Raw genomic sequence first — 18,911 nt, 5'->3', positions numbered from 1 at the left:
CATTAACTGTCCCAAACATTGATTATCTAGTCTAAGCTAAGCCCAATTTTAGCAAGCTCACCTTGCGCAAACTCTCGGCTAACTGGCACATAGCCATCTTTCAAGACAATTCTCTGCCCTTCTCTCGAATAGATGTATCGAATGTAGGCTTCTTCAATAGGAGCGAGGTCGCGATTGGGGTCTTTGTTGACATACACATACAGAAAACGAGACAAGGGATAGCGTCCAGATTGCACGTTTTCTTGAGTCGGCAATACGTATTGGTCACCATGGTTGGCAATTGGAACTAATTTGGCACCAGACACCTGATAACCAATCCCCGAGTAACCAATAGTGTTAATCGATGACGCAACAGATTGAACCACAGACGCCGAACCCGGTTGCTCATTTACGTTACGTCTAAAGTCGCCACCGCAAAGCGCCTTATCCTTAAAGTAACCATACGTCCCTGAGACAGAGTTTCGACCAAAGATTTGGATAGCTCTTTCATTCCAAGGAGTCTCGATACCTAGCTGCTGCCAAGTTCTTAAATACTCAGTGCCACCACAACGGAGCGTCGATGAGAAAATCGCATCCAACTGCTTGAAGTTAAGCCCCTCAATAGGGTTATCGGTGTGAACAAACAAACCAATGGCATCAATAGCCACGCGCAGTGCTGTCGGCTTGTAGCCATACTGGCGCTCAAACGCTTCGACCTCTTTGGCGCGCATTTTTCGGCTCATAGGTCCAAACTGAGCCGTACCCTCGGCTAAGGCTGGTGGAGCCGTAGAAGAGCCAGATGCCTGAATCTGTGGATTTACGTTGGGATAGATATTCTTAAACTCTTCCAGCCAGAGCGTAGTCATGCCTGATAGCGTGTCAGAGCCTGCTGAAGATAGGTTTCCAGATACACCTGAGAGTTTGCTGTATTTAGGCAGATCGTCGGCAAAAGCGCTCCCTGCGACGAGAACGCAGAGAGCAATAAGCGTTGGAATGCGCTTTAACAGTCCCATTATTGAACGACCAAACGTTCTGGAAGGATGAATGAGAACTTACTGCCCACGCCAACCTCTGACTGTATTTCTAAGTGAGAGTCATGGTGTGAGAGCGCGTGTTTTACTATCGCAAGCCCGAGTCCACTGCCCCCGGTATCACGAGAGCGCGCTTTATCTACTCGGTAGAATCGTTCTGTCAGTCTATGAAGGTGCTGCGCTTCAATACCGTCTCCAGTATCTTCAACTTCCAGGTGAGCACCTTGCGATGATTGATACCAACGGACTTTTACGTTCGCACCTGGCGGCGTGTATTTCACCGCGTTATAGACCAGGTTTGAAATCGCACTGCGCAGCTGATCATCATCGGCAAAGACACGTAGGCTATTATCAACATCAAAACTGATCTTATGTCCTTCTTCACCACTGAGACTTACCGCTTCTTTTTCAAGCACTTCTAGCATGGCAGGCACATTCACGACTTCATCCAACTCATGCATAGGTGCCGCTTCAATCTTAGATAGCGTAAGCAACTGATTAACCAAGCTGTTCATACGGTTGAGCTGCTCAGTCATCACACCATGAGCTTTAGTCCACATAGGTCCCACAACCATATCTGGATCTTCTGTCATCTCAAGATAACCCTGAAGTACGGTCATTGGTGTACGCAGCTCATGGGAGACGTTGGCAAAGAAGTTACGACGCATACCTTCAAGCTGTTTGAGCTGACTAACGTCACGAACCACCATCAGGTGTTCACCCTCAGTGTATGGCACGATACGAAGCTCCAGCATGCGCTCTACGTTAAGTGGAGAACGCATTTCTAGAGGCTCTGAGAAATCTTGTTTGTTCAGATACTTGATAAAGTCTGGCGTGCGGATCAGGTTCGAAATCGGCTGCCCAGAATCATCCGGCCACCGGAAGCCTAGAAGGTGTTGAGCTAACTTGTTGCACCAAACGATGTTGCCTTCGCTGCGGAATACGACAACGGCATCGGGTAAGGATTCTGCACCATTCTTAAAACGACGAATCAGGTTAGTAAGCTCTTTGCGTTTGCGGCGCTGCCTTTGCTGAAGGCGATAAATGCCATTGAACAACGATTCCCAGTTACCAGTACCTGAGGGCGGTGTAAGACGTTTTTCATCCCACAGCCATGCAGACAAACGCAACTGATTATGTAGATGCCACATCAACTGCAAAACCGTGGCAACCAAAAGCAGCCACGGCATGTATCCAAATATCCACCCGACGACGATCCATGGGGTGTAAAAAAAGCCAGCTCCCAGGCCAGCTTTTTCCAGGTTAACCTTTCAACCATTTACCTCTCCAGTTCGATGCTAGCCCTTGGTTGAGAATCGGTAGCCAGCACCTCGAACGGTTTGAATCAATTTATCATGACCTGCTGATTCAAGAGCTTTACGTAGTCGACGAATATGAACGTCGACAGTACGGTCTTCAACGTAAACATTCGTGCCCCATACGTTGTTGAGTAGTTGCTCGCGGCTGTAAACACGCTCTTGGTGTGTCATGAAGAAATGGAGCATCTTGAACTCAGTTGGTCCCATATCTAGAGGCTGTTCATTGGCAGTCACTCGGTGAGACACAGGATCAAGCTTAAGGCCTTGAACATCAATCACATCTTCAAGTGCTGTTGGCGTCACACGACGAATTACCGCTTTGAGGCGAGCAACCAGCTCTTTTGGCGAGAATGGTTTAGTGATGTAGTCATCGGCGCCAACTTCTAGGCCGCGTACTTTATCTTCTTCTTCACCACGTGCTGTTAGCATCACAACAGGAATGTTGCGAGTCAGCTCTTCGCGCTTCATGTGTTTGATAAAGTTAATGCCCGAACCGCCAGGTAACATCCAGTCAAGTAGCACAAGATCTGGGTAAGGTTCAGCCAGTTTGTTAACTGCTGTATCGTAATCTTCAGCTTCAACAGCTTGGTAGCCTTTCTGCTCTAGTACGAAACACAGCATTTCGCGAATTGGTGCTTCATCCTCAACAACCAGGATCCTTCTAGACATATCTGAATAACCTTTTGGAATCTAATCAACTTCATGCATTATCAAGAATTATTATGACACTTTTGTGACCATTGAAAACAATTTTTAATATAACTTTCGCACAAGATCTATTGCGATAATCGAGATTTAAGCTAGGACAATTTAAGGAAAATTGCCTATCATGTGCAGCTATCTATTCTAAAGGTGAGAGTAATATGTGGTTTAAAAACTGTTTGGTCTATCGATTCAACAAGGAACTCGAGTTTAATGCAGATAAGCTAGAGCAGCAGCTTGAAGAGTTTCGCTTTACTCCTTGTGGTAGCCAAGACAAACAGAAGTTTGGTTGGGTCACGGCATTGGGTAAACATGGCGATATGATGACCCATGTTTCTGAAAACCGAATTCTACTGTGCGCGAAAAAAGAAGAGAAAATGCTACCAGCGTCGGTTATCAAAGACTCTCTGGCTAGCAAGGTAGAAGCACTTGAAACTCAAGAAGGTCGCCCTCTCAAGAAGAAAGAGAAAGACGATCTTAAAGACGAAATCATCATTGATCTTCTACCACGTGCGTTTAGCCGCAGTAATCTTACTCACCTGCTTATCATGCCAAAAGAAGGCTTTGTGATTGTTGATGCCAGCAGCTACAAGAAAGCTGAAGATGTGATTACACTGCTGCGTAAAACAATGGGTAGCCTACCGGTTATCCCGGCATTCCCAGAGCAGCCTATCGAAAATACGCTGACAGAATGGGTAAAAACCAGCGAAGCACCAACCGGCTTCAACCTTCTTGATGAAGCGGAGTTGAAATCAGTTCTTGAAGATGGCGGCGTTATCCGTTGTAAGAAACAAGAACTGTCTAGCGACGAGATCTTGGGTCACATTGAAGCCAACAAGTTTGTGACTAAGCTGGCGCTTAACTGGCAAGATCGTATCGAATTTGTCTTGGCTGATGATGGCAGCATTAAACGCTTGAAGTTCAGCGACGAGTTGAAGGATCAAAACGATGATATCCCACGTGAAGACGCTGCAGCTCGTATCGACGCAGACTTCTCACTTCTATGTAGTGAATTTGGTACCTTCTTGCCTAACCTGTATGACGCACTAGGCGGTCTACCTAAGCAATAACCCCTTCTTTACTAGGCTCGCTTCTCAACCTTACCCACACTTCTAGAGCAGCGAGCTTGATTCAAAACTTGGAAATCTTCCCATACTAGCGTAAAATTTGCGCCCCTTAGTGCCATTAGGTGGCACAACACTGACTTGTAATCAGATTAGAGATATAAAGCAATGTTTACTCCAGAACTTCTGTCACCAGCTGGCAGCCTCAAGAACATGCGTTATGCATTCGCGTACGGCGCAGATGCAGTATACGCAGGTCAACCTCGCTACAGCCTTCGTGTTCGTAACAACGAGTTCAACCACGAAAACCTAAAAATCGGTATCGATGAAGCACACGCTCAAGGTAAAAAGCTGTATGTGGTATGCAACATTCAACCACACAACTCAAAGCTAAAGACGTTCATCCGCGATCTAAAGCCTGTGGTAGAAATGGGCCCTGACGCCCTCATCATGTCTGACCCAGGTCTTATCATGATGGTTCGTGAAGCATTCCCAGAAATGCCAATTCACCTGTCTGTACAGGCGAACGCGGTAAACTGGGCGACGGTTAAGTTCTGGGCGGCGAATGGCGTTGAGCGCGTTATCGTGTCTCGTGAGCTATCACTGGAAGAGATTGAAGAGATCCGTGAACATTGCCCTGAAACTGAACTAGAAGTATTCGTACACGGCGCACTTTGCATGGCGTACTCTGGTCGCTGCCTGCTGTCTGGCTACATCAACAAGCGCGATCCAAACCAAGGTACATGTACTAATGCATGTCGTTGGGAATACAAAGTTGAAAAAGCAACAGAAAACGATGCTGGTCAAATCGTAGAAGAGTTCACACCTGAGGCTCAGCCTGTTGAAGTTGTTGACGAACGTCCTGAGACAACTATCGGTCGTGGCAAACCAACTGATGAAGTTGTACTGCTTTCTGAAAGCCACCGTCCAGAAGACAAAATGGCAGCATTTGAAGACGAGCATGGCACATATATCATGAACTCAAAAGACCTACGTGCAGTTCAGCATGTAGAGCGCTTGACGAAGATGGGTGTTCACTCGCTTAAGATTGAAGGTCGTACTAAGTCTTTCTATTACTGTGCACGTACTGCACAGGTTTATCGTAAAGCGATCGACGATGCCGTTGCAGGCAAACCATTCGATGAGTCGCTAATGGGTACGCTAGAGAGCCTAGCTCACCGTGGTTACACCGAAGGCTTCCTGCGTCGTCACACACACGACAGCTATCAAAACTACGACTACGGCTATTCTGTATCTGACTCACAACAGTTTGTTGGTGAGTTTACCGGTAAGCGTCGCGGTCACTTAGCGGAAGTGGAAGTGAAGAACAAGTTTATCGTTGGTGACAGCCTCGAACTAATGACACCAAAAGGCAACGTTGTCTTCAACCTAGAAGTGATGGAAAACCGCAAGTCAGAAAGCATCGATGACGCAAAAGGTAACGGCCACTTTGTCTTCATTCCAGTACCAGAGGAATTGGATCTGGACTACGCACTACTGATGCGTAACCTAAACTCAGGACAAGATACACGTAACCCAACGGGTAAGTAACGATGGCGCTGCTCATTACCGACAAGTGCATTAACTGCGATATGTGCGACCCAGAGTGCCCTAACGGTGCCATTTCTATGGGAAGTGAGATCTTCGAGATCGACCCAGATCTGTGCACTGAGTGTAAAGGTCACTATGAGAAGCCTACTTGTCAATCGGTATGCCCGATCACGAAATGCATCATCACTGACCCTAATCATGTAGAAACGGATGAAGAGTTACTCGAGAAATTCGTGATTATTCAAGGCATGGCCTAAAGCACAAAAAAGCCTCCCAATGAAGTGACCCCATAAAGTTGGACATTTCTGTTATGCGGCTTGTAAGGCCTGATTTCGATATTCCATCGGAGTCAGGCCTTTTAGTTTCACTTTGATGCGCTTTGTATTGTAATACTCGATGTATTCATCAATTTGTTCGATTAAGTCATCCGCATCTTCAAAGTGCTGATTATGGTACATTTCTGTTTTCAGCAAGGCAAAGAAGTTCTCTGCCACCGCATTATCCAAACAGTTTCCTTTTCGCGACATACTTTGAGTTAACCCCCTGTCAGCGAGAGTTTTCTGATATTTCCTATGCCTATATTGCCACCCTTGATCGCTATGAACGATTGGCTTTGAGTTCTCATCTAAAGTCGCAACTGCCTCTGTCAGCATGTCTGTGACCAGAGGTAAGCACGCGTTTTTTGCAACCTTATAAGCGACGACTTCCTGCGTAAACAGATCGACGATTGGTGATAAGTACACCTTCTGCTGCTTAACTTTAAACTCAGTAACATCCGTTACCCACTTTTCATCAGGCTTCGTTGCATTGAAGTCCCGCTCAAGCACATTTGGTGCGGTTGTTCCTGCCTCTCCCTTGTATGAGCTGTATCGCTTGGGCCTAACCGTTGATTTTAGGCCAAGTAACCTCATCAGACGTTGGACTGTCTTGTGGTTAAGAGTGACGTTACGCCTCCTTAACTCGAGGTGAATGCGACGATAGCCATATCTCCCTTTGTGGTCATGATATATTTTCTCGATCAACTGCTTCTCATCTTGATAGCTATCGGCGGCGTTGCTCGACTGCGCGTGATAATAGAAGCTACTTCTCGCTAACTTAAGGGTATGCAAGAGATGTTGTTGTAGATGTTGATTTCTAAGAGCTAGAACTACTTTCGTTTTTTCTGTGTTCGACGACGTTTCTCCTGTTCCAGCTCCTCTAACTTTTTTAAGACAGCGTTCTCTGCTCGCAAGTACGCTAACTCCTCTTTGAGTTCTTCCAATGTCTTCTCATCATCGTGCTTATCTTGAATAAAGGGGTGCTTACTCATTGTTGGTCGTCCTTTGCTACACTCAAGCCCCTGGATACCATCTCTTTCGTATTGTTTGAGCCAAACGGAGAGAGTGCCAGGAGACGAAAAATTCAGTACCGCACTAGTGTGGCCGACAGACCAACCATTCGTCCACATGTGTTTTAAGGCTTGCAGTTTGGTTTTGTGCGTTCTTTTGCAAACCCATGAGGCATAAATGCTTGAGCACCATGAATATCAAGCACTTGAGCCCAGTAACGTATTTGACGTGATGGTATGGAATGAAGACGAGAAAGCTCACCGGATGAACTCTCGCCTTGTAGATATTGTTTTGCTATCGAGCATTTTAATGCTCTGCTGTACTTGGACATAAAAAGACCCCCAATAATTGGTGTCCAACTATTGGGGGTCAGTTCATAATGGAGGCTTTTTTATTACCCAGACTTTTCGATTGGGAACACATTGCAGTACAGCTCTTTCTCGTACTGGATCTCCAGCTTTTTACGCCAATTTTCAGCAGAGTTGACGGGAATTAAATAGAATTTCTCTCTGCTCGTATCGGTCACAAAGGCAATGCCGTGTTGCATCAGTTCGTAGTGGATGTCATTCACAAACCCCAGCGTAAAACTCTGCCTACCGGATAGTTGATTAATGTCTTCTCTGGTCAGGATCACTCCGCTTTTTTCAGAAGCAAACCTCTCTCTTAGCCATCGGGCAAACTGCCTTGATGATATCATTGTCATAACAGTATTCCTTACCCTAACGATTGGGGAACCCCCCCTTTCAAAGCAGCAGAACAGTCCTAAGCAAGACAACAATAAAACCTAGAAAACAACGACTAATCCGCTGAAGTACCAATAACAATAGTCAACATCAAGGAACTTCTCCAGTCGCATTTATGAGAGCAGCCTAATTCGATGGTTTAGCCGTAGTGATTACCGTTGTCGTAGTAACTATTTGGCTCTAAAGCGACAAAAATCACAGCCACATCTCGCTCTTTACCAAGTACAGAACGCACTTGATTAGTTATAACGCTTGCGACCTTATCTTTGACTTCTTGCCCACGGTCGAACCATAGCACCTCGACAAAAGGATACGCATGACTCTGCTGAGCATCAAAAAAGAAGGTCGAACTGATGTGTTCAATCGTGAAATCCTCTCTAGGGCAATCCATTAGAGGCAGAAGCTCGTCGACAAGTGGACTTGAAAGCGTTTTAACCATTTCTTGTTCAAGAGCTCTAAAGCGTAAATGAGGCATAGTCATATCCATTTCAGTGGTGATGGAAATGAGTATATCAGCGAACTGTAAGGTTGGAGAGTATAGAAATGTGAAAACTAAAAAGGCTCCGACCTAAGTCAGAGCCTTTAAATATGACTGATGTAAAAAAACCCCGTCTTTCGACGAGGCTTTAAAGATGGCAGGGGTGGAGAGATTTGACCGGGCTGGCGACCCAGCTCCCAACACATCGCTTTGGAAAAGCGAAAACAAAAAAGGCTCCGACCTAAGTCAGAGCCTTTGAATATGGCAGGGGTGGAGAGATTCGAACTCCCAACACGCGGATTTGGAATCCGCTGCTCTGCCAATTGGAGCTACACCCCTATCTTCGTGTTTAATGAGACGACTCTCAAATAAGTGGCGGAGTGGACGGGACTCGAACCCGCGACCCCCGGCGTGACAGGCCGGTATTCTAACCAACTGAACTACCACTCCGCAGTGGCAAACACGTTCTACAACGTGGTTCCTTAATTTAAAGCCTGGCGATGTCCTACTCTCACATGGGGAAACCCCACACTACCATCGGCGCTATTGCGTTTCACTTCTGAGTTCGGCATGGAATCAGGTGGGTCCACAACGCTATGGTCGCCAAGCAAATTCTGTTTTGCCTTCAGATTTTCTGAAAATCTGAAAACAATAAATCTGGAAAACTGATTTTAAAAGTCTAAATACACATTCAATGTTCTTACTTTGAGTCCATCAAAACCCTTTGGGTGTTGTATGGTTAAGCCTCACGGGCAATTAGTACAGGTTAGCTCAACGCCTCACAACGCTTACACACCCTGCCTATCAACGTTCTAGTCTCGAACAACCCTTTAGGACACTTAAAGTGCCAGGGAAGACTCATCTCAGGGCTCGCTTCCCGCTTAGATGCTTTCAGCGGTTATCGATTCCGAACTTAGCTACCGGGCAATGCGTCTGGCGACACAACCCGAACACCAGAGGTTCGTCCACTCCGGTCCTCTCGTACTAGGAGCAGCCCCCTTCAATCTTCCAACGCCCACGGCAGATAGGGACCGAACTGTCTCACGACGTTCTAAACCCAGCTCGCGTACCACTTTAAATGGCGAACAGCCATACCCTTGGGACCGACTTCAGCCCCAGGATGTGATGAGCCGACATCGAGGTGCCAAACACCGCCGTCGATATGAACTCTTGGGCGGTATCAGCCTGTTATCCCCGGAGTACCTTTTATCCGTTGAGCGATGGCCCTTCCATTCAGAACCACCGGATCACTATGACCTGCTTTCGCACCTGCTCGAATTGTCATTCTCGCAGTCAAGCGGGCTTATGCCATTGCACTAACCTCACGATGTCCAACCGTGATTAGCCCACCTTCGTGCTCCTCCGTTACTCTTTGGGAGGAGACCGCCCCAGTCAAACTACCCACCAGGCACTGTCCGCAGCCCCGATAAGGGGCCAACGTTAGAACATCAACACTACAAGGGTGGTATTTCAAGGACGGCTCCACTAATACTGGCGTACTAGTTTCAAAGCCTCCCACCTATCCTACACATGTAGGGTCAATGTTCAGTGCCAAGCTGTAGTAAAGGTTCACGGGGTCTTTCCGTCTAGCCGCGGGTACACTGCATCTTCACAGCGATTTCAATTTCACTGAGTCTCGGGTGGAGACAGCGTGGCCATCATTACGCCATTCGTGCAGGTCGGAACTTACCCGACAAGGAATTTCGCTACCTTAGGACCGTTATAGTTACGGCCGCCGTTTACCGGGGCTTCGATCAAGAGCTTCGACCGAAGTCTAACCCCATCAATTAACCTTCCGGCACCGGGCAGGCGTCACACCGTATACGTCATCTTACGATTTTGCACAGTGCTGTGTTTTTAATAAACAGTTGCAGCCACCTGGTATCTGCGACTCCCCATAGCTCCATCCGCAAGGGACTTCACCGCGAGGAGCGTACCTTCTCCCGAAGTTACGGTACCATTTTGCCTAGTTCCTTCACCCGAGTTCTCTCAAGCGCCTTGGTATTCTCTACCCGACCACCTGTGTCGGTTTGGGGTACGATTCCTTACAATCTGAAGCTTAGAGGCTTTTCCTGGAAGCATGGCATCAATGACTTCACTACCGTAGTAGCTCGACGTCGTGTCTCAGCCTTAAAGAGAGCCGGATTTACCTAACTCTCAAGCCTACGCACTTGAACCTGGACAACCGTCGCCAGGCCCACCTAGCCTTCTCCGTCCCCCCATCGCAATTGTAAGAAGTACGGGAATATTAACCCGTTTCCCATCGACTACGCCTTTCGGCCTCGCCTTAGGGGTCGACTCACCCTGCCCCGATTAACGTTGGACAGGAACCCTTGGTCTTCCGGCGAGGAGGTTTTTCACCCCCTTTATCGTTACTCATGTCAGCATTCGCACTTCTGATACCTCCAGCAGACCTTACAGTCCACCTTCAACGGCTTACAGAACGCTCCCCTACCCAATATACAAAGTATATTGCCGCAGCTTCGGTTTATAGCTTAGCCCCGTTACATCTTCCGCGCAGGCCGACTCGACTAGTGAGCTATTACGCTTTCTTTAAATGATGGCTGCTTCTAAGCCAACATCCTAGCTGTCTAAGCCTTCCCACATCGTTTCCCACTTAGCTATAATTTGGGACCTTAGCTGGCGGTCTGGGTTGTTTCCCTCTCCACGACGGACGTTAGCACCCGCCGTGTGTCTCCCGGATAGTACTTACTGGTATTCGGAGTTTGCAAAGGGTTGGTAAGTCGGGATGACCCCCCTAGCCTTAACAGTGCTCTACCCCCAGTAGTATTCGTCCGAGGCTCTACCTAAATAGATTTCGGGGAGAACCAGCTATCTCCAGGTTTGATTGGCCTTTCACCCCTAGCCACAAGTCATCCGCTAATTTTTCAACATTAGTCGGTTCGGTCCTCCAGTTGATGTTACTCAACCTTCAACCTGCCCATGGCTAGATCACCTGGTTTCGGGTCTATATCCAGAGACTGAACGCCCAGTTAAGACTCGGTTTCCCTACGGCTCCCCTAAACGGTTAACCTTGCCACTGAATATAAGTCGCTGACCCATTATACAAAAGGTACGCAGTCACACCACGAAGGTGCTCCTACTGCTTGTACGTACACGGTTTCAGGTTCTATTTCACTCCCCTCACAGGGGTTCTTTTCGCCTTTCCCTCACGGTACTGGTTCACTATCGGTCAGTCAGTAGTATTTAGCCTTGGAGGATGGTCCCCCCATATTCAGACAGGATATCACGTGTCCCGCCCTACTCGATTTCACTGATGATGAGATGTCGGTTACGGGGCTATCACCCTGTATCGCGGCACTTTCCAGAGCCTTCACCTGTCTCATTAAAAGCTTAAGGGCTAATCCAATTTCGCTCGCCGCTACTTTCGGAATCTCGGTTGATTTCTCTTCCTCGGGGTACTTAGATGTTTCAGTTCCCCCGGTTCGCCTCGCTGAGCTATGTATTCACTCAGCGATACCTGCTTATGCAGGTGGGTTTCCCCCATTCAGGAATCCCAGACTCAAAGGTTATTACTACCTAATCTGGGCTTATCGCAAGTTATTACGCCTTTCATCGCCTCTGACTGCCAAGGCATCCACCGTGTACGCTTAGTCACTTAACCATACAACCCCAAAGAGTTTCAGATGAAACCATGAGATTGTTTAATCAAACAACCAAAGTTGTCTGCATTTTTATACATGTGCAGACTCGATTTTGCCGGACTCAAATATGAATCACTTTCGTGATTCCCAAGAACACTTGAATGTGTGTTGGTACCTAAATGATTACATCATCTAGGATTTGAGAACTTTTAATTGAATAACATTAATCAAATGTTATTCGTCAGCTTTCCAAATTGTTAAAGAACGAGATTTGCTTTCTATTTAAAGAAAGAAACCATTTTTAAATATTCTCAAAGAGAAAACACTTAAAGATGGTGGAGCTATGCGGGATCGAACCGCAGACCTCCTGCGTGCAAGGCAGGCGCTCTCCCAGCTGAGCTATAGCCCCATCAGTGTGATGCTTACCGCCAATCATCTGGGAGGAAGATTGGTGGGTCTGAGTGGACTTGAACCACCGACCTCTCGCTTATCAGGCGAACGCTCTAACCACCTGAGCTACAGACCCAAGCATCGTCTTTAATTCATAAACCGTATCAATCTGTGTGAACACTCATCGCAATAATCTATTCGTATAAGGAGGTGATCCAGCCCCAGGTTCCCCTAGGGCTACCTTGTTACGACTTCACCCCAGTCATGAACCACAAAGTGGTGAGCGTCCTCCCGAAGGTTAAACTACCCACTTCTTTTGCAGCCCACTCCCATGGTGTGACGGGCGGTGTGTACAAGGCCCGGGAACGTATTCACCGTGGCATTCTGATCCACGATTACTAGCGATTCCGACTTCATGGAGTCGAGTTGCAGACTCCAATCCGGACTACGACGCACTTTTTGGGATTCGCTCACTTTCGCAAGTTGGCCGCCCTCTGTATGCGCCATTGTAGCACGTGTGTAGCCCTACTCGTAAGGGCCATGATGACTTGACGTCGTCCCCACCTTCCTCCGGTTTATCACCGGCAGTCTCCCTGGAGTTCCCACCCGAAGTGCTGGCAAACAAGGATAAGGGTTGCGCTCGTTGCGGGACTTAACCCAACATTTCACAACACGAGCTGACGACAGCCATGCAGCACCTGTCTCAGAGTTCCCGAAGGCACCAAAGCATCTCTGCTAAGTTCTCTGGATGTCAAGAGTAGGTAAGGTTCTTCGCGTTGCATCGAATTAAACCACATGCTCCACCGCTTGTGCGGGCCCCGTCAATTCATTTGAGTTTTAATCTTGCGACCGTACTCCCCAGGCGGTCTACTTAACGCGTTAGCTCCGAAAGCCACGGCTCAAGGCCACAACCTCCAAGTAGACATCGTTTACGGCGTGGACTACCAGGGTATCTAATCCTGTTTGCTCCCCACGCTTTCGCATCTGAGTGTCAGTATCTGTCCAGGGGGCCGCCTTCGCCACCGGTATTCCTTCAGATCTCTACGCATTTCACCGCTACACCTGAAATTCTACCCCCCTCTACAGTACTCTAGTCAGCCAGTTTCAAATGCAGTTCCGAGGTTGAGCCCCGGGCTTTCACATCTGACTTAACTAACCACCTGCATGCGCTTTACGCCCAGTAATTCCGATTAACGCTCGCACCCTCCGTATTACCGCGGCTGCTGGCACGGAGTTAGCCGGTGCTTCTTCTGTCGCTAACGTCAAATGATGCCGCTATTAACGACACCACCTTCCTCACGACTGAAAGTGCTTTACAACCCGAAGGCCTTCTTCACACACGCGGCATGGCTGCATCAGGCTTGCGCCCATTGTGCAATATTCCCCACTGCTGCCTCCCGTAGGAGTCTGGACCGTGTCTCAGTTCCAGTGTGGCTGATCATCCTCTCAGACCAGCTAGGGATCGTCGCCTTGGTGAGCCATTACCTCACCAACTAGCTAATCCCACCTGGGCATATCCTGACGCGAGAGGCCCGAAGGTCCCCCTCTTTGAGCCGAAGCTATTATGCGGTATTAGCCATCGTTTCCAATGGTTATCCCCCACATCAGGGCAATTTCCCAGGCATTACTCACCCGTCCGCCGCTCGACGCCGTTAACGTCACCCGAAGGGTCAGTTAACTCGTTTCCGCTCGACTTGCATGTGTTAGGCCTGCCGCCAGCGTTCAATCTGAGCCATGATCAAACTCTTCAATTTAAGATTTTGTCGGCTCAATGAATACTGAACATTGCTCTTGCTAATAAATAGCATAAGTAATGTTTGAATTGACTGTGCCAAGTCCGAAGACTTGAATTGGTCACTCAGTTCATTGAAACCTAATTTGATACCGCTCTTTATTAAGAGAAATATCTAATTTGATTATCATCAACGAGTGCCCACACAGATTGATAGGTTTAAATTGTTAAAGAACTTGTTTCGAAGCTTGCTTCAAAACGGACGGTCATTTTAGCGAGATAAGCTTTAGTGTCAACCACTTTTTTCAACTTAATTTGCTTTGCTTCCTTAGAAGCATTTGACCTTCTGACTCGTTAGAGATTTATCTCTCTGTTCCCGTGTCAGCGAGGTGGCATTATAGAGATCGCCATTCACTTGGCAAGCGCTAATTTGCATTAAATTCGCTTTTTCTTTCTGTTCGTACACAAAAGAATCAGAACGTCCAAAAAAGACACAGAAAAGGGGAGTACCCCTCCCCTTTACGCGATTGTTCGCTAGTATTTAGCTACTGTCCTACCGCAATTTTATCGTTATTGACGATAAGTTTGACGGGTTTGCTTGGATCCACCTTGCCAGCGAGTATTTCTTTCGCGAGTGGATTCTCAATACTTTGTTGAATGGCGCGTTTTAAAGGTCTTGCACCATATACAGGGTCGTAACCCACTTTCGCAATGTAATCGAGCACAGCATCTGCAACAACCAAAGAGTAACCACTGTCTTCCATTCGCTTGCCTAAACGCTCAAGTTGTATGTTCGCAATCGACTTGATGTGTTGCTGACCTAGCGGATGGAAAACCACGCTCTCATCGACACGGTTTAAAAACTCAGGCCTAAAGTGCGACGTCACAACATCCATTACTTCACGCTTGATCCCTTCATAATCGAGAACTTGGAAATTCTCTTGGATTCTAGATGAGCCCAAGTTAGAGGTCATGATGACAACGGTGTTTCTGAAGTCGACCGTGCGCCCTTGACCATCAGTAAGACGACCATCATCCAATACTTGAAGGAGAATGTTGAACACATCCGGGTGTGCCTTTTCTACCTCATCCAGCAAAATTACCGAATATGGCTTACGTCTAACCGCTTCAGTTAGGTAGCCGCCTTCTTCATAGCCAACATAACCCGGAGGCGCACCTACTAAGCGAGCTACTGAATGTTTCTCCATAAACTCTGACATGTCGATGCGCACCATGGCATCTTCACTATCAAACATGAAATTCGCAAGCGTCTTACATAGCTCGGTTTTACCAACACCTGTTGGACCCAAGAATAAGAACGAACCAATAGGTTTGTTAGGATCAGCAAGACCTGCTCGGCTACGACGGATCGCATCCGATACCACTTCTACCGCTTCTGCTTGACCAATGACACGCTTATGCAGCACTTCTTCCATACGGAGTAGTTTGTCTTTCTCCGCTTCCAACATCTTAGAGACTGGAATACCCGTTTGCTTCGACAATACTTCCGCGATTTCCGCATCCGTAACCTTGTTACGAAGCAGACTCATCTCCTGCATTTCAGCTTGTGTGGCAAGATCGAGCTGCTTCTCTAATTCTGGAATACGACCATACTGAAGCTCAGACATTCGATTTAAATCGCCCGCTCGTCTAGCAACATCCATATCCAGTCGCGCTTGCTCAAGCTCCGCTTTAATATGTTGTGTGCCAGATAGTGCCGCCTTTTCTGCGTTCCAGACTTCTTCTAGCTCTGCATATTCGCGCTCTTTGGAATCTAACTCTTCATTGAGTACCGAAAGTCGCTTACTACTCGCATCGTCCGACTCATTTTTCAAAGCCTGCTGCTCTATTTTGAGCTGAATGATTTTACGTTCGAGCTTATCGAGCGATTCAGGTTTCGAATCGATCTGCAAACGAATACTTGATGCAGCTTCATCAATCAGGTCAATGGCCTTATCTGGCAACTGTCTATCTGTCACATAGCGATGAGAAAGACTTGCCGCCGCGACGATGGCGGGGTCGGTAATCTCTACATGGTGATGAAGCTCATAACGTTCTTTAAGTCCGCGCAGAATCGCCACGGTGTCTTCGACACTTGGCTCATCCACCAGCACCTTTTGAAAACGTCGCTCTAGCGCTGCGTCTTTCTCTATATATTGGCGGTATTCATCCAAAGTGGTGGCGCCAACACAATGAAGCTCACCGCGAGCAAGTGCCGGCTTGAGCATATTGCCCGCATCCATAGAGCCTTCGCCTTTACCTGCGCCAACCATAGTATGCAATTCATCGATGAACAGGATGATGTTGCCTTCTTCTTTAGCAAGCTCATTAAGTACCGACTTCAATCGCTCTTCGAACTCACCTCGATATTTAGCACCAGCGACTAAAGAGCCCATATCAAGGGACAATACACGACGACCGCGCAAACCCTCTGGCACTTCGTTATTGATAATGCGCTGAGCCAAGCCTTCTACGATGGCAGTTTTACCCACACCAGGCTCGCCGATAATGACCGGGTTATTCTTGGTACGACGTTGCAGGACCTGAATAGTGCGACGAATCTCATCATCACGACCAATGACAGGGTCAAGCTTGCCTTGCTCTGCACGCTCGGTGAGGTCAATGGTAAACTTCTCTAGTGCTTGGCGCTTCTCTTCGGCATTCGGGTCATCAACTTTTTGACCACCACGAATCTGCTCGATCGATTGGTTAATCTTAGCTTCCGTTAACCCTTGCTCTTTAAGCAACTGCCCCAAGGGGCCTTTGTCTTCAATCGCAGCAAGTAAGAAGATTTCAGACGAGATATACGCATCTTGGCGTTTCTGAGCGACCTTATCGCAAAGGTTAAATACTTGCCCCATTGAGCTGGAGAGCTGAACATCGCCACCTACACCGGTTACCTTTGGCAATTTATCCAATAATTCAGCGAGTTTTGAACGCAGATGGACAACATCTACATTTAGCATGGTTAGCAATGGACGAATCGAGCTGCCTTCTTGATTGAGCAGCGCGACCATGAGGTGAACAGGTTCAATGTACTGATGATCTCGTCCTAAAGCTAAAGACTGAGCATCGGAAATAGCGACTTGGAATTTGCTAGTAAATCGATCTAAGCGCACAGCAACCCCCTTAATTACATACGGCTTGATATGCAAATAAGATGGTTACTCAGGTGGAGGATTTCAAGAGATGGGAGCGAAAATCAGGCTTTGATCCAAATAAAGCTTGCCATACGACCAGTTTGCCCATCACGTCGATAAGAATAGAAGCGCGTCGAGTCTTGGAAGGTACACAGTCCACTTTGAGTAACGCTATCGACCCCTAGAGATTTAAGCTTCATCTCAGCGATTAGCGCCAAATCAGCTAACCATTTGCCAGATGTAGGGTGCGGTTTGAATGCGATTGTGTATTCAGGGTGATTGGTGCAAAACGCGTCTCGAACATCTTCTCCCACTTCAAAAGCATCAAACCCGATTGCAGGTCCAATCCATGCTTGCAGCTCAGACTCGAAGAGAGACACGGCATTTTCAACAATACCATCTGCAAGTCCACGCCACCCCGCATGAACGGCGGAAACCGCAGAGCCATCTTTTGCAGCAAGTAAAATCGGCAAGCAGTCTGCGGTCATCGCGCTGAGAACAACACCTGGTACGGTAGTGAAGCTCGCATCGGCATCGACAACCGTGTCAGTTGGTGCATCAACCTTAGCAACCACTGTGGAATGAGTTTGATTAAGCCAAACTGGGGCAGACGGCATGTTCGCTAAGGAAGCCAGTTGAAGTCTGTTTGCTTCAACATCTGCTGGATTGTCTCCGACATGCATTCCTAGGTTCAACCCAGAAAACGGCGATTTAGATACGCCGCCTTCACGAGTTGACGTCACCGAACTCACATTCGATGCAGACTGCCAGTTTGGCTTAAGAGTCGACATTAATAGTCTTCTTCTTTATTTAGCTTAGTATCTTCACGAAGTGCTTCTGCCATCGCTACCATATCGTCAGGTACTGGCGCGTGGAACTCCATCTCTTCGCCTGTTACTGGGTGAGCAAATTTCAGCATCACAGCATGCAGTGCTTGACGATCAAAGCTACGGATCATCTCGGTCAGTTCTTCGCTAGCGCCACGAGGAATGCGAGCGCGACCACCATAAGCCGTATCACCCAACAGTGGGTGTTGCAGGTAAGACATATGTACACGGATCTGGTGCGTACGCCCTGTTTCTAGGCGTAAACGGATACGCGTGTGCTCACGGAAGTGTTCCGCAACACGGTAGTGAGTGATTGCAGGTTTACCTAGCTCATTCACCGCCATCAGCGTGCGTTTGGTTGAGTGACGACCAATTGGCTTATCAACCATACCACCAGCCGTCATTTTACCGATAGCAATCGCTTCGTACTCACGAGTAATGTTGCGTTTTTGCAGAGCACGAACCAAACGCGTTTGCGATGGAACCGTCTTCGCTACCACCATCAAACCTGTGGTGTCTTTATCGAGACGATGAACGATACCTGCACGTGGTACTTCCGCGATAGCTGGGTAGTGATGCAAAAGCGCATTCAGAACCGTGCCATCTGGTGTCCCTGCTCCAGGATGGACAACGAAATCTCTTGGCTTATTGATAACAATAATGTCATCATCCTCGTATACGATGTTTAGAGGAATATCTTGCGCTTCGAAGCGTTCTTCATCTTCTAGTTCAGCTTGAACGGTAATCAATTCACCGCCCATCACTTTAGTGCGAGGCTTGGTCACCACGACACCGTTAACCGCGATTTTCCCGTCTAGCAGCCATTCTTTTAGGCGCGAACGAGAAAAATCTGCGAAGAGTTCAGCTACAGCTTGGTCTAAACGTTGACCTAACTGGCTGTCTTTTACTGTATTTGTTAATTCAATCTGCTGAGCCATATCGAACTTTTTAAAAAACCTTGGGACTAATACCACGAGTGTGGATAATATAGCCCATCATTGTATCTGTTACTGGCAAGAAAA

At 47.5% G+C, this 18,911-nt stretch carries 13 protein-coding genes, 4 tRNA genes, 3 rRNA genes and 1 pseudogene; 4 read left to right on the top strand and 17 right to left on the bottom strand.

Translation table 11 applies throughout. The annotated features are described in order from the left end of the window. Positions 1 to 26 precede the first annotated feature (26 nt). From AC6I8Y_RS03145 to phoB, 3 genes and pseudogenes are all read right to left on the bottom strand, one after another. Positions 27 to 992, bottom strand: coding sequence for a PstS family phosphate ABC transporter substrate-binding protein (locus AC6I8Y_RS03145; protein WP_498020758.1), 966 nt, complete (start codon positions 990 to 992; stop codon positions 27 to 29). Continuing rightward, a pseudogene (gene phoR, locus AC6I8Y_RS03140) lies at positions 992 to 2,289 on the bottom strand (phosphate regulon sensor histidine kinase PhoR). The gene AC6I8Y_RS03145 and the pseudogene phoR overlap by 1 nt, the downstream one beginning before the upstream one ends. 19 nt (positions 2,290 to 2,308) lie before the next feature. After that, positions 2,309 to 2,998, bottom strand: a complete 690-nt coding sequence (gene phoB, locus AC6I8Y_RS03135) for a phosphate regulon transcriptional regulator PhoB (RefSeq protein WP_042476161.1) — start codon at positions 2,996 to 2,998, stop codon at positions 2,309 to 2,311. Positions 2,999 to 3,192: 194 nt separating this feature from the next. Here phoB and rdgC point away from each other — a divergent pair, with 194 nt between their 5' ends. The 3 genes from rdgC to AC6I8Y_RS03120 all read left to right on the top strand — a co-directional run bounded on the left by rdgC (position 3,193) and on the right by AC6I8Y_RS03120 (position 5,903). Continuing rightward, positions 3,193 to 4,101: a recombination-associated protein RdgC gene (rdgC, locus tag AC6I8Y_RS03130; protein ID WP_498020757.1), complete on the top strand. Its 909-nt coding sequence runs from the start codon at positions 3,193 to 3,195 to the stop codon at positions 4,099 to 4,101. Between the two features lie 162 nt (positions 4,102 to 4,263). Then, positions 4,264 to 5,646 carry a prephenate-dependent tRNA uridine(34) hydroxylase TrhP gene (trhP, locus tag AC6I8Y_RS03125; RefSeq protein WP_234494462.1) on the top strand — a complete coding sequence of 461 codons (1,383 nt, stop codon included), beginning with the start codon at positions 4,264 to 4,266 and terminating at the stop codon, positions 5,644 to 5,646. A 2-nt stretch (positions 5,647 to 5,648) separates the two neighbouring features. Beyond that, the gene (locus tag AC6I8Y_RS03120; protein ID WP_103881245.1) at positions 5,649 to 5,903 is read left to right on the top strand and encodes a YfhL family 4Fe-4S dicluster ferredoxin; all 255 of its coding nucleotides are present in this window, start codon (positions 5,649 to 5,651) and stop codon (positions 5,901 to 5,903) included. A 51-nt stretch (positions 5,904 to 5,954) separates the two neighbouring features. Here the strand turns inward: AC6I8Y_RS03120 and AC6I8Y_RS03115 are convergent, their stop codons facing one another. Both AC6I8Y_RS03115 and AC6I8Y_RS03110 read right to left on the bottom strand, forming a co-directional pair. Continuing rightward, positions 5,955 to 6,908 (bottom strand): IS3 family transposase, encoded by a 954-nt coding sequence (locus AC6I8Y_RS03115; protein WP_498021429.1) that lies wholly within the window; start codon positions 6,906 to 6,908, stop codon positions 5,955 to 5,957. Then, complete coding sequence (locus AC6I8Y_RS03110; protein WP_498020756.1) at positions 6,794 to 7,093, bottom strand: helix-turn-helix domain-containing protein; 300 nt, start codon at positions 7,091 to 7,093, stop codon at positions 6,794 to 6,796. Before AC6I8Y_RS03110 ends, AC6I8Y_RS03115 begins: the two co-directional genes overlap by 115 nt. Before the next feature lie 58 nt (positions 7,094 to 7,151). Between AC6I8Y_RS03110 and AC6I8Y_RS03105 the strand changes: the two genes are divergently transcribed. Continuing rightward, positions 7,152 to 7,307, top strand: a complete 156-nt coding sequence (locus AC6I8Y_RS03105) for a hypothetical protein (RefSeq protein WP_498020145.1) — start codon at positions 7,152 to 7,154, stop codon at positions 7,305 to 7,307. Between the two features lie 61 nt (positions 7,308 to 7,368). Here AC6I8Y_RS03105 and AC6I8Y_RS03100 read toward each other — a convergent pair whose 3' ends face one another. From AC6I8Y_RS03100 to rluD, 12 genes are all read right to left on the bottom strand, one after another. Further along, positions 7,369 to 7,677 (bottom strand): hypothetical protein, encoded by a 309-nt coding sequence (locus tag AC6I8Y_RS03100; RefSeq protein ID WP_042476155.1) that lies wholly within the window; start codon positions 7,675 to 7,677, stop codon positions 7,369 to 7,371. A gap of 179 nt (positions 7,678 to 7,856) precedes the next feature. Beyond that, complete coding sequence (locus AC6I8Y_RS03095) at positions 7,857 to 8,192, bottom strand: DUF1904 domain-containing protein (RefSeq protein ID WP_394153354.1); 336 nt, start codon at positions 8,190 to 8,192, stop codon at positions 7,857 to 7,859. Between the two features lie 265 nt (positions 8,193 to 8,457). Then, positions 8,458 to 8,534 (bottom strand) — tRNA-Trp (locus tag AC6I8Y_RS03090). A 34-nt stretch (positions 8,535 to 8,568) separates the two neighbouring features. Beyond that, positions 8,569 to 8,645: transfer RNA gene (locus AC6I8Y_RS03085), tRNA-Asp, on the bottom strand. A gap of 42 nt (positions 8,646 to 8,687) precedes the next feature. Further along, positions 8,688 to 8,803, bottom strand: a 5S ribosomal RNA gene (gene rrf, locus AC6I8Y_RS03080). Positions 8,804 to 8,930: 127 nt separating this feature from the next. Continuing rightward, positions 8,931 to 11,820, bottom strand: a 23S ribosomal RNA gene (locus AC6I8Y_RS03075). A gap of 313 nt (positions 11,821 to 12,133) precedes the next feature. Beyond that, positions 12,134 to 12,209 (bottom strand) — tRNA-Ala (locus tag AC6I8Y_RS03070). Positions 12,210 to 12,249: 40 nt separating this feature from the next. Continuing rightward, a tRNA-Ile gene (locus tag AC6I8Y_RS03065) sits at positions 12,250 to 12,326 on the bottom strand. Positions 12,327 to 12,393: 67 nt separating this feature from the next. After that, positions 12,394 to 13,944: ribosomal RNA gene (locus tag AC6I8Y_RS03060) — 16S ribosomal RNA — on the bottom strand. The 16S, 23S and 5S rRNA genes sit together here with 4 tRNA genes alongside, the layout of an rRNA operon. Positions 13,945 to 14,467: 523 nt before the next feature. Beyond that, the gene (gene clpB / locus AC6I8Y_RS03055) at positions 14,468 to 17,041 is read right to left on the bottom strand and encodes an ATP-dependent chaperone ClpB (protein WP_498020755.1); all 2,574 of its coding nucleotides are present in this window, start codon (positions 17,039 to 17,041) and stop codon (positions 14,468 to 14,470) included. 83 nt (positions 17,042 to 17,124) lie between these two features. Next, a complete protein-coding gene (gene pgeF, locus AC6I8Y_RS03050; protein WP_394153055.1) occupies positions 17,125 to 17,853 on the bottom strand; it encodes a peptidoglycan editing factor PgeF in 729 nt (242 codons plus the stop codon). Further along, positions 17,853 to 18,827 (bottom strand): 23S rRNA pseudouridine(1911/1915/1917) synthase RluD, encoded by a 975-nt coding sequence (gene rluD, locus AC6I8Y_RS03045; RefSeq protein WP_252013554.1) that lies wholly within the window; start codon positions 18,825 to 18,827, stop codon positions 17,853 to 17,855. The genes pgeF and rluD overlap by 1 nt, the downstream gene beginning before the upstream one ends. Positions 18,828 to 18,911 lie beyond the last annotated feature (84 nt).

This window comes from Vibrio sp. KUL78 (genome assembly GCF_059725505.1).
This window is presented reverse-complemented; position numbering and strand designations above follow the sequence as displayed.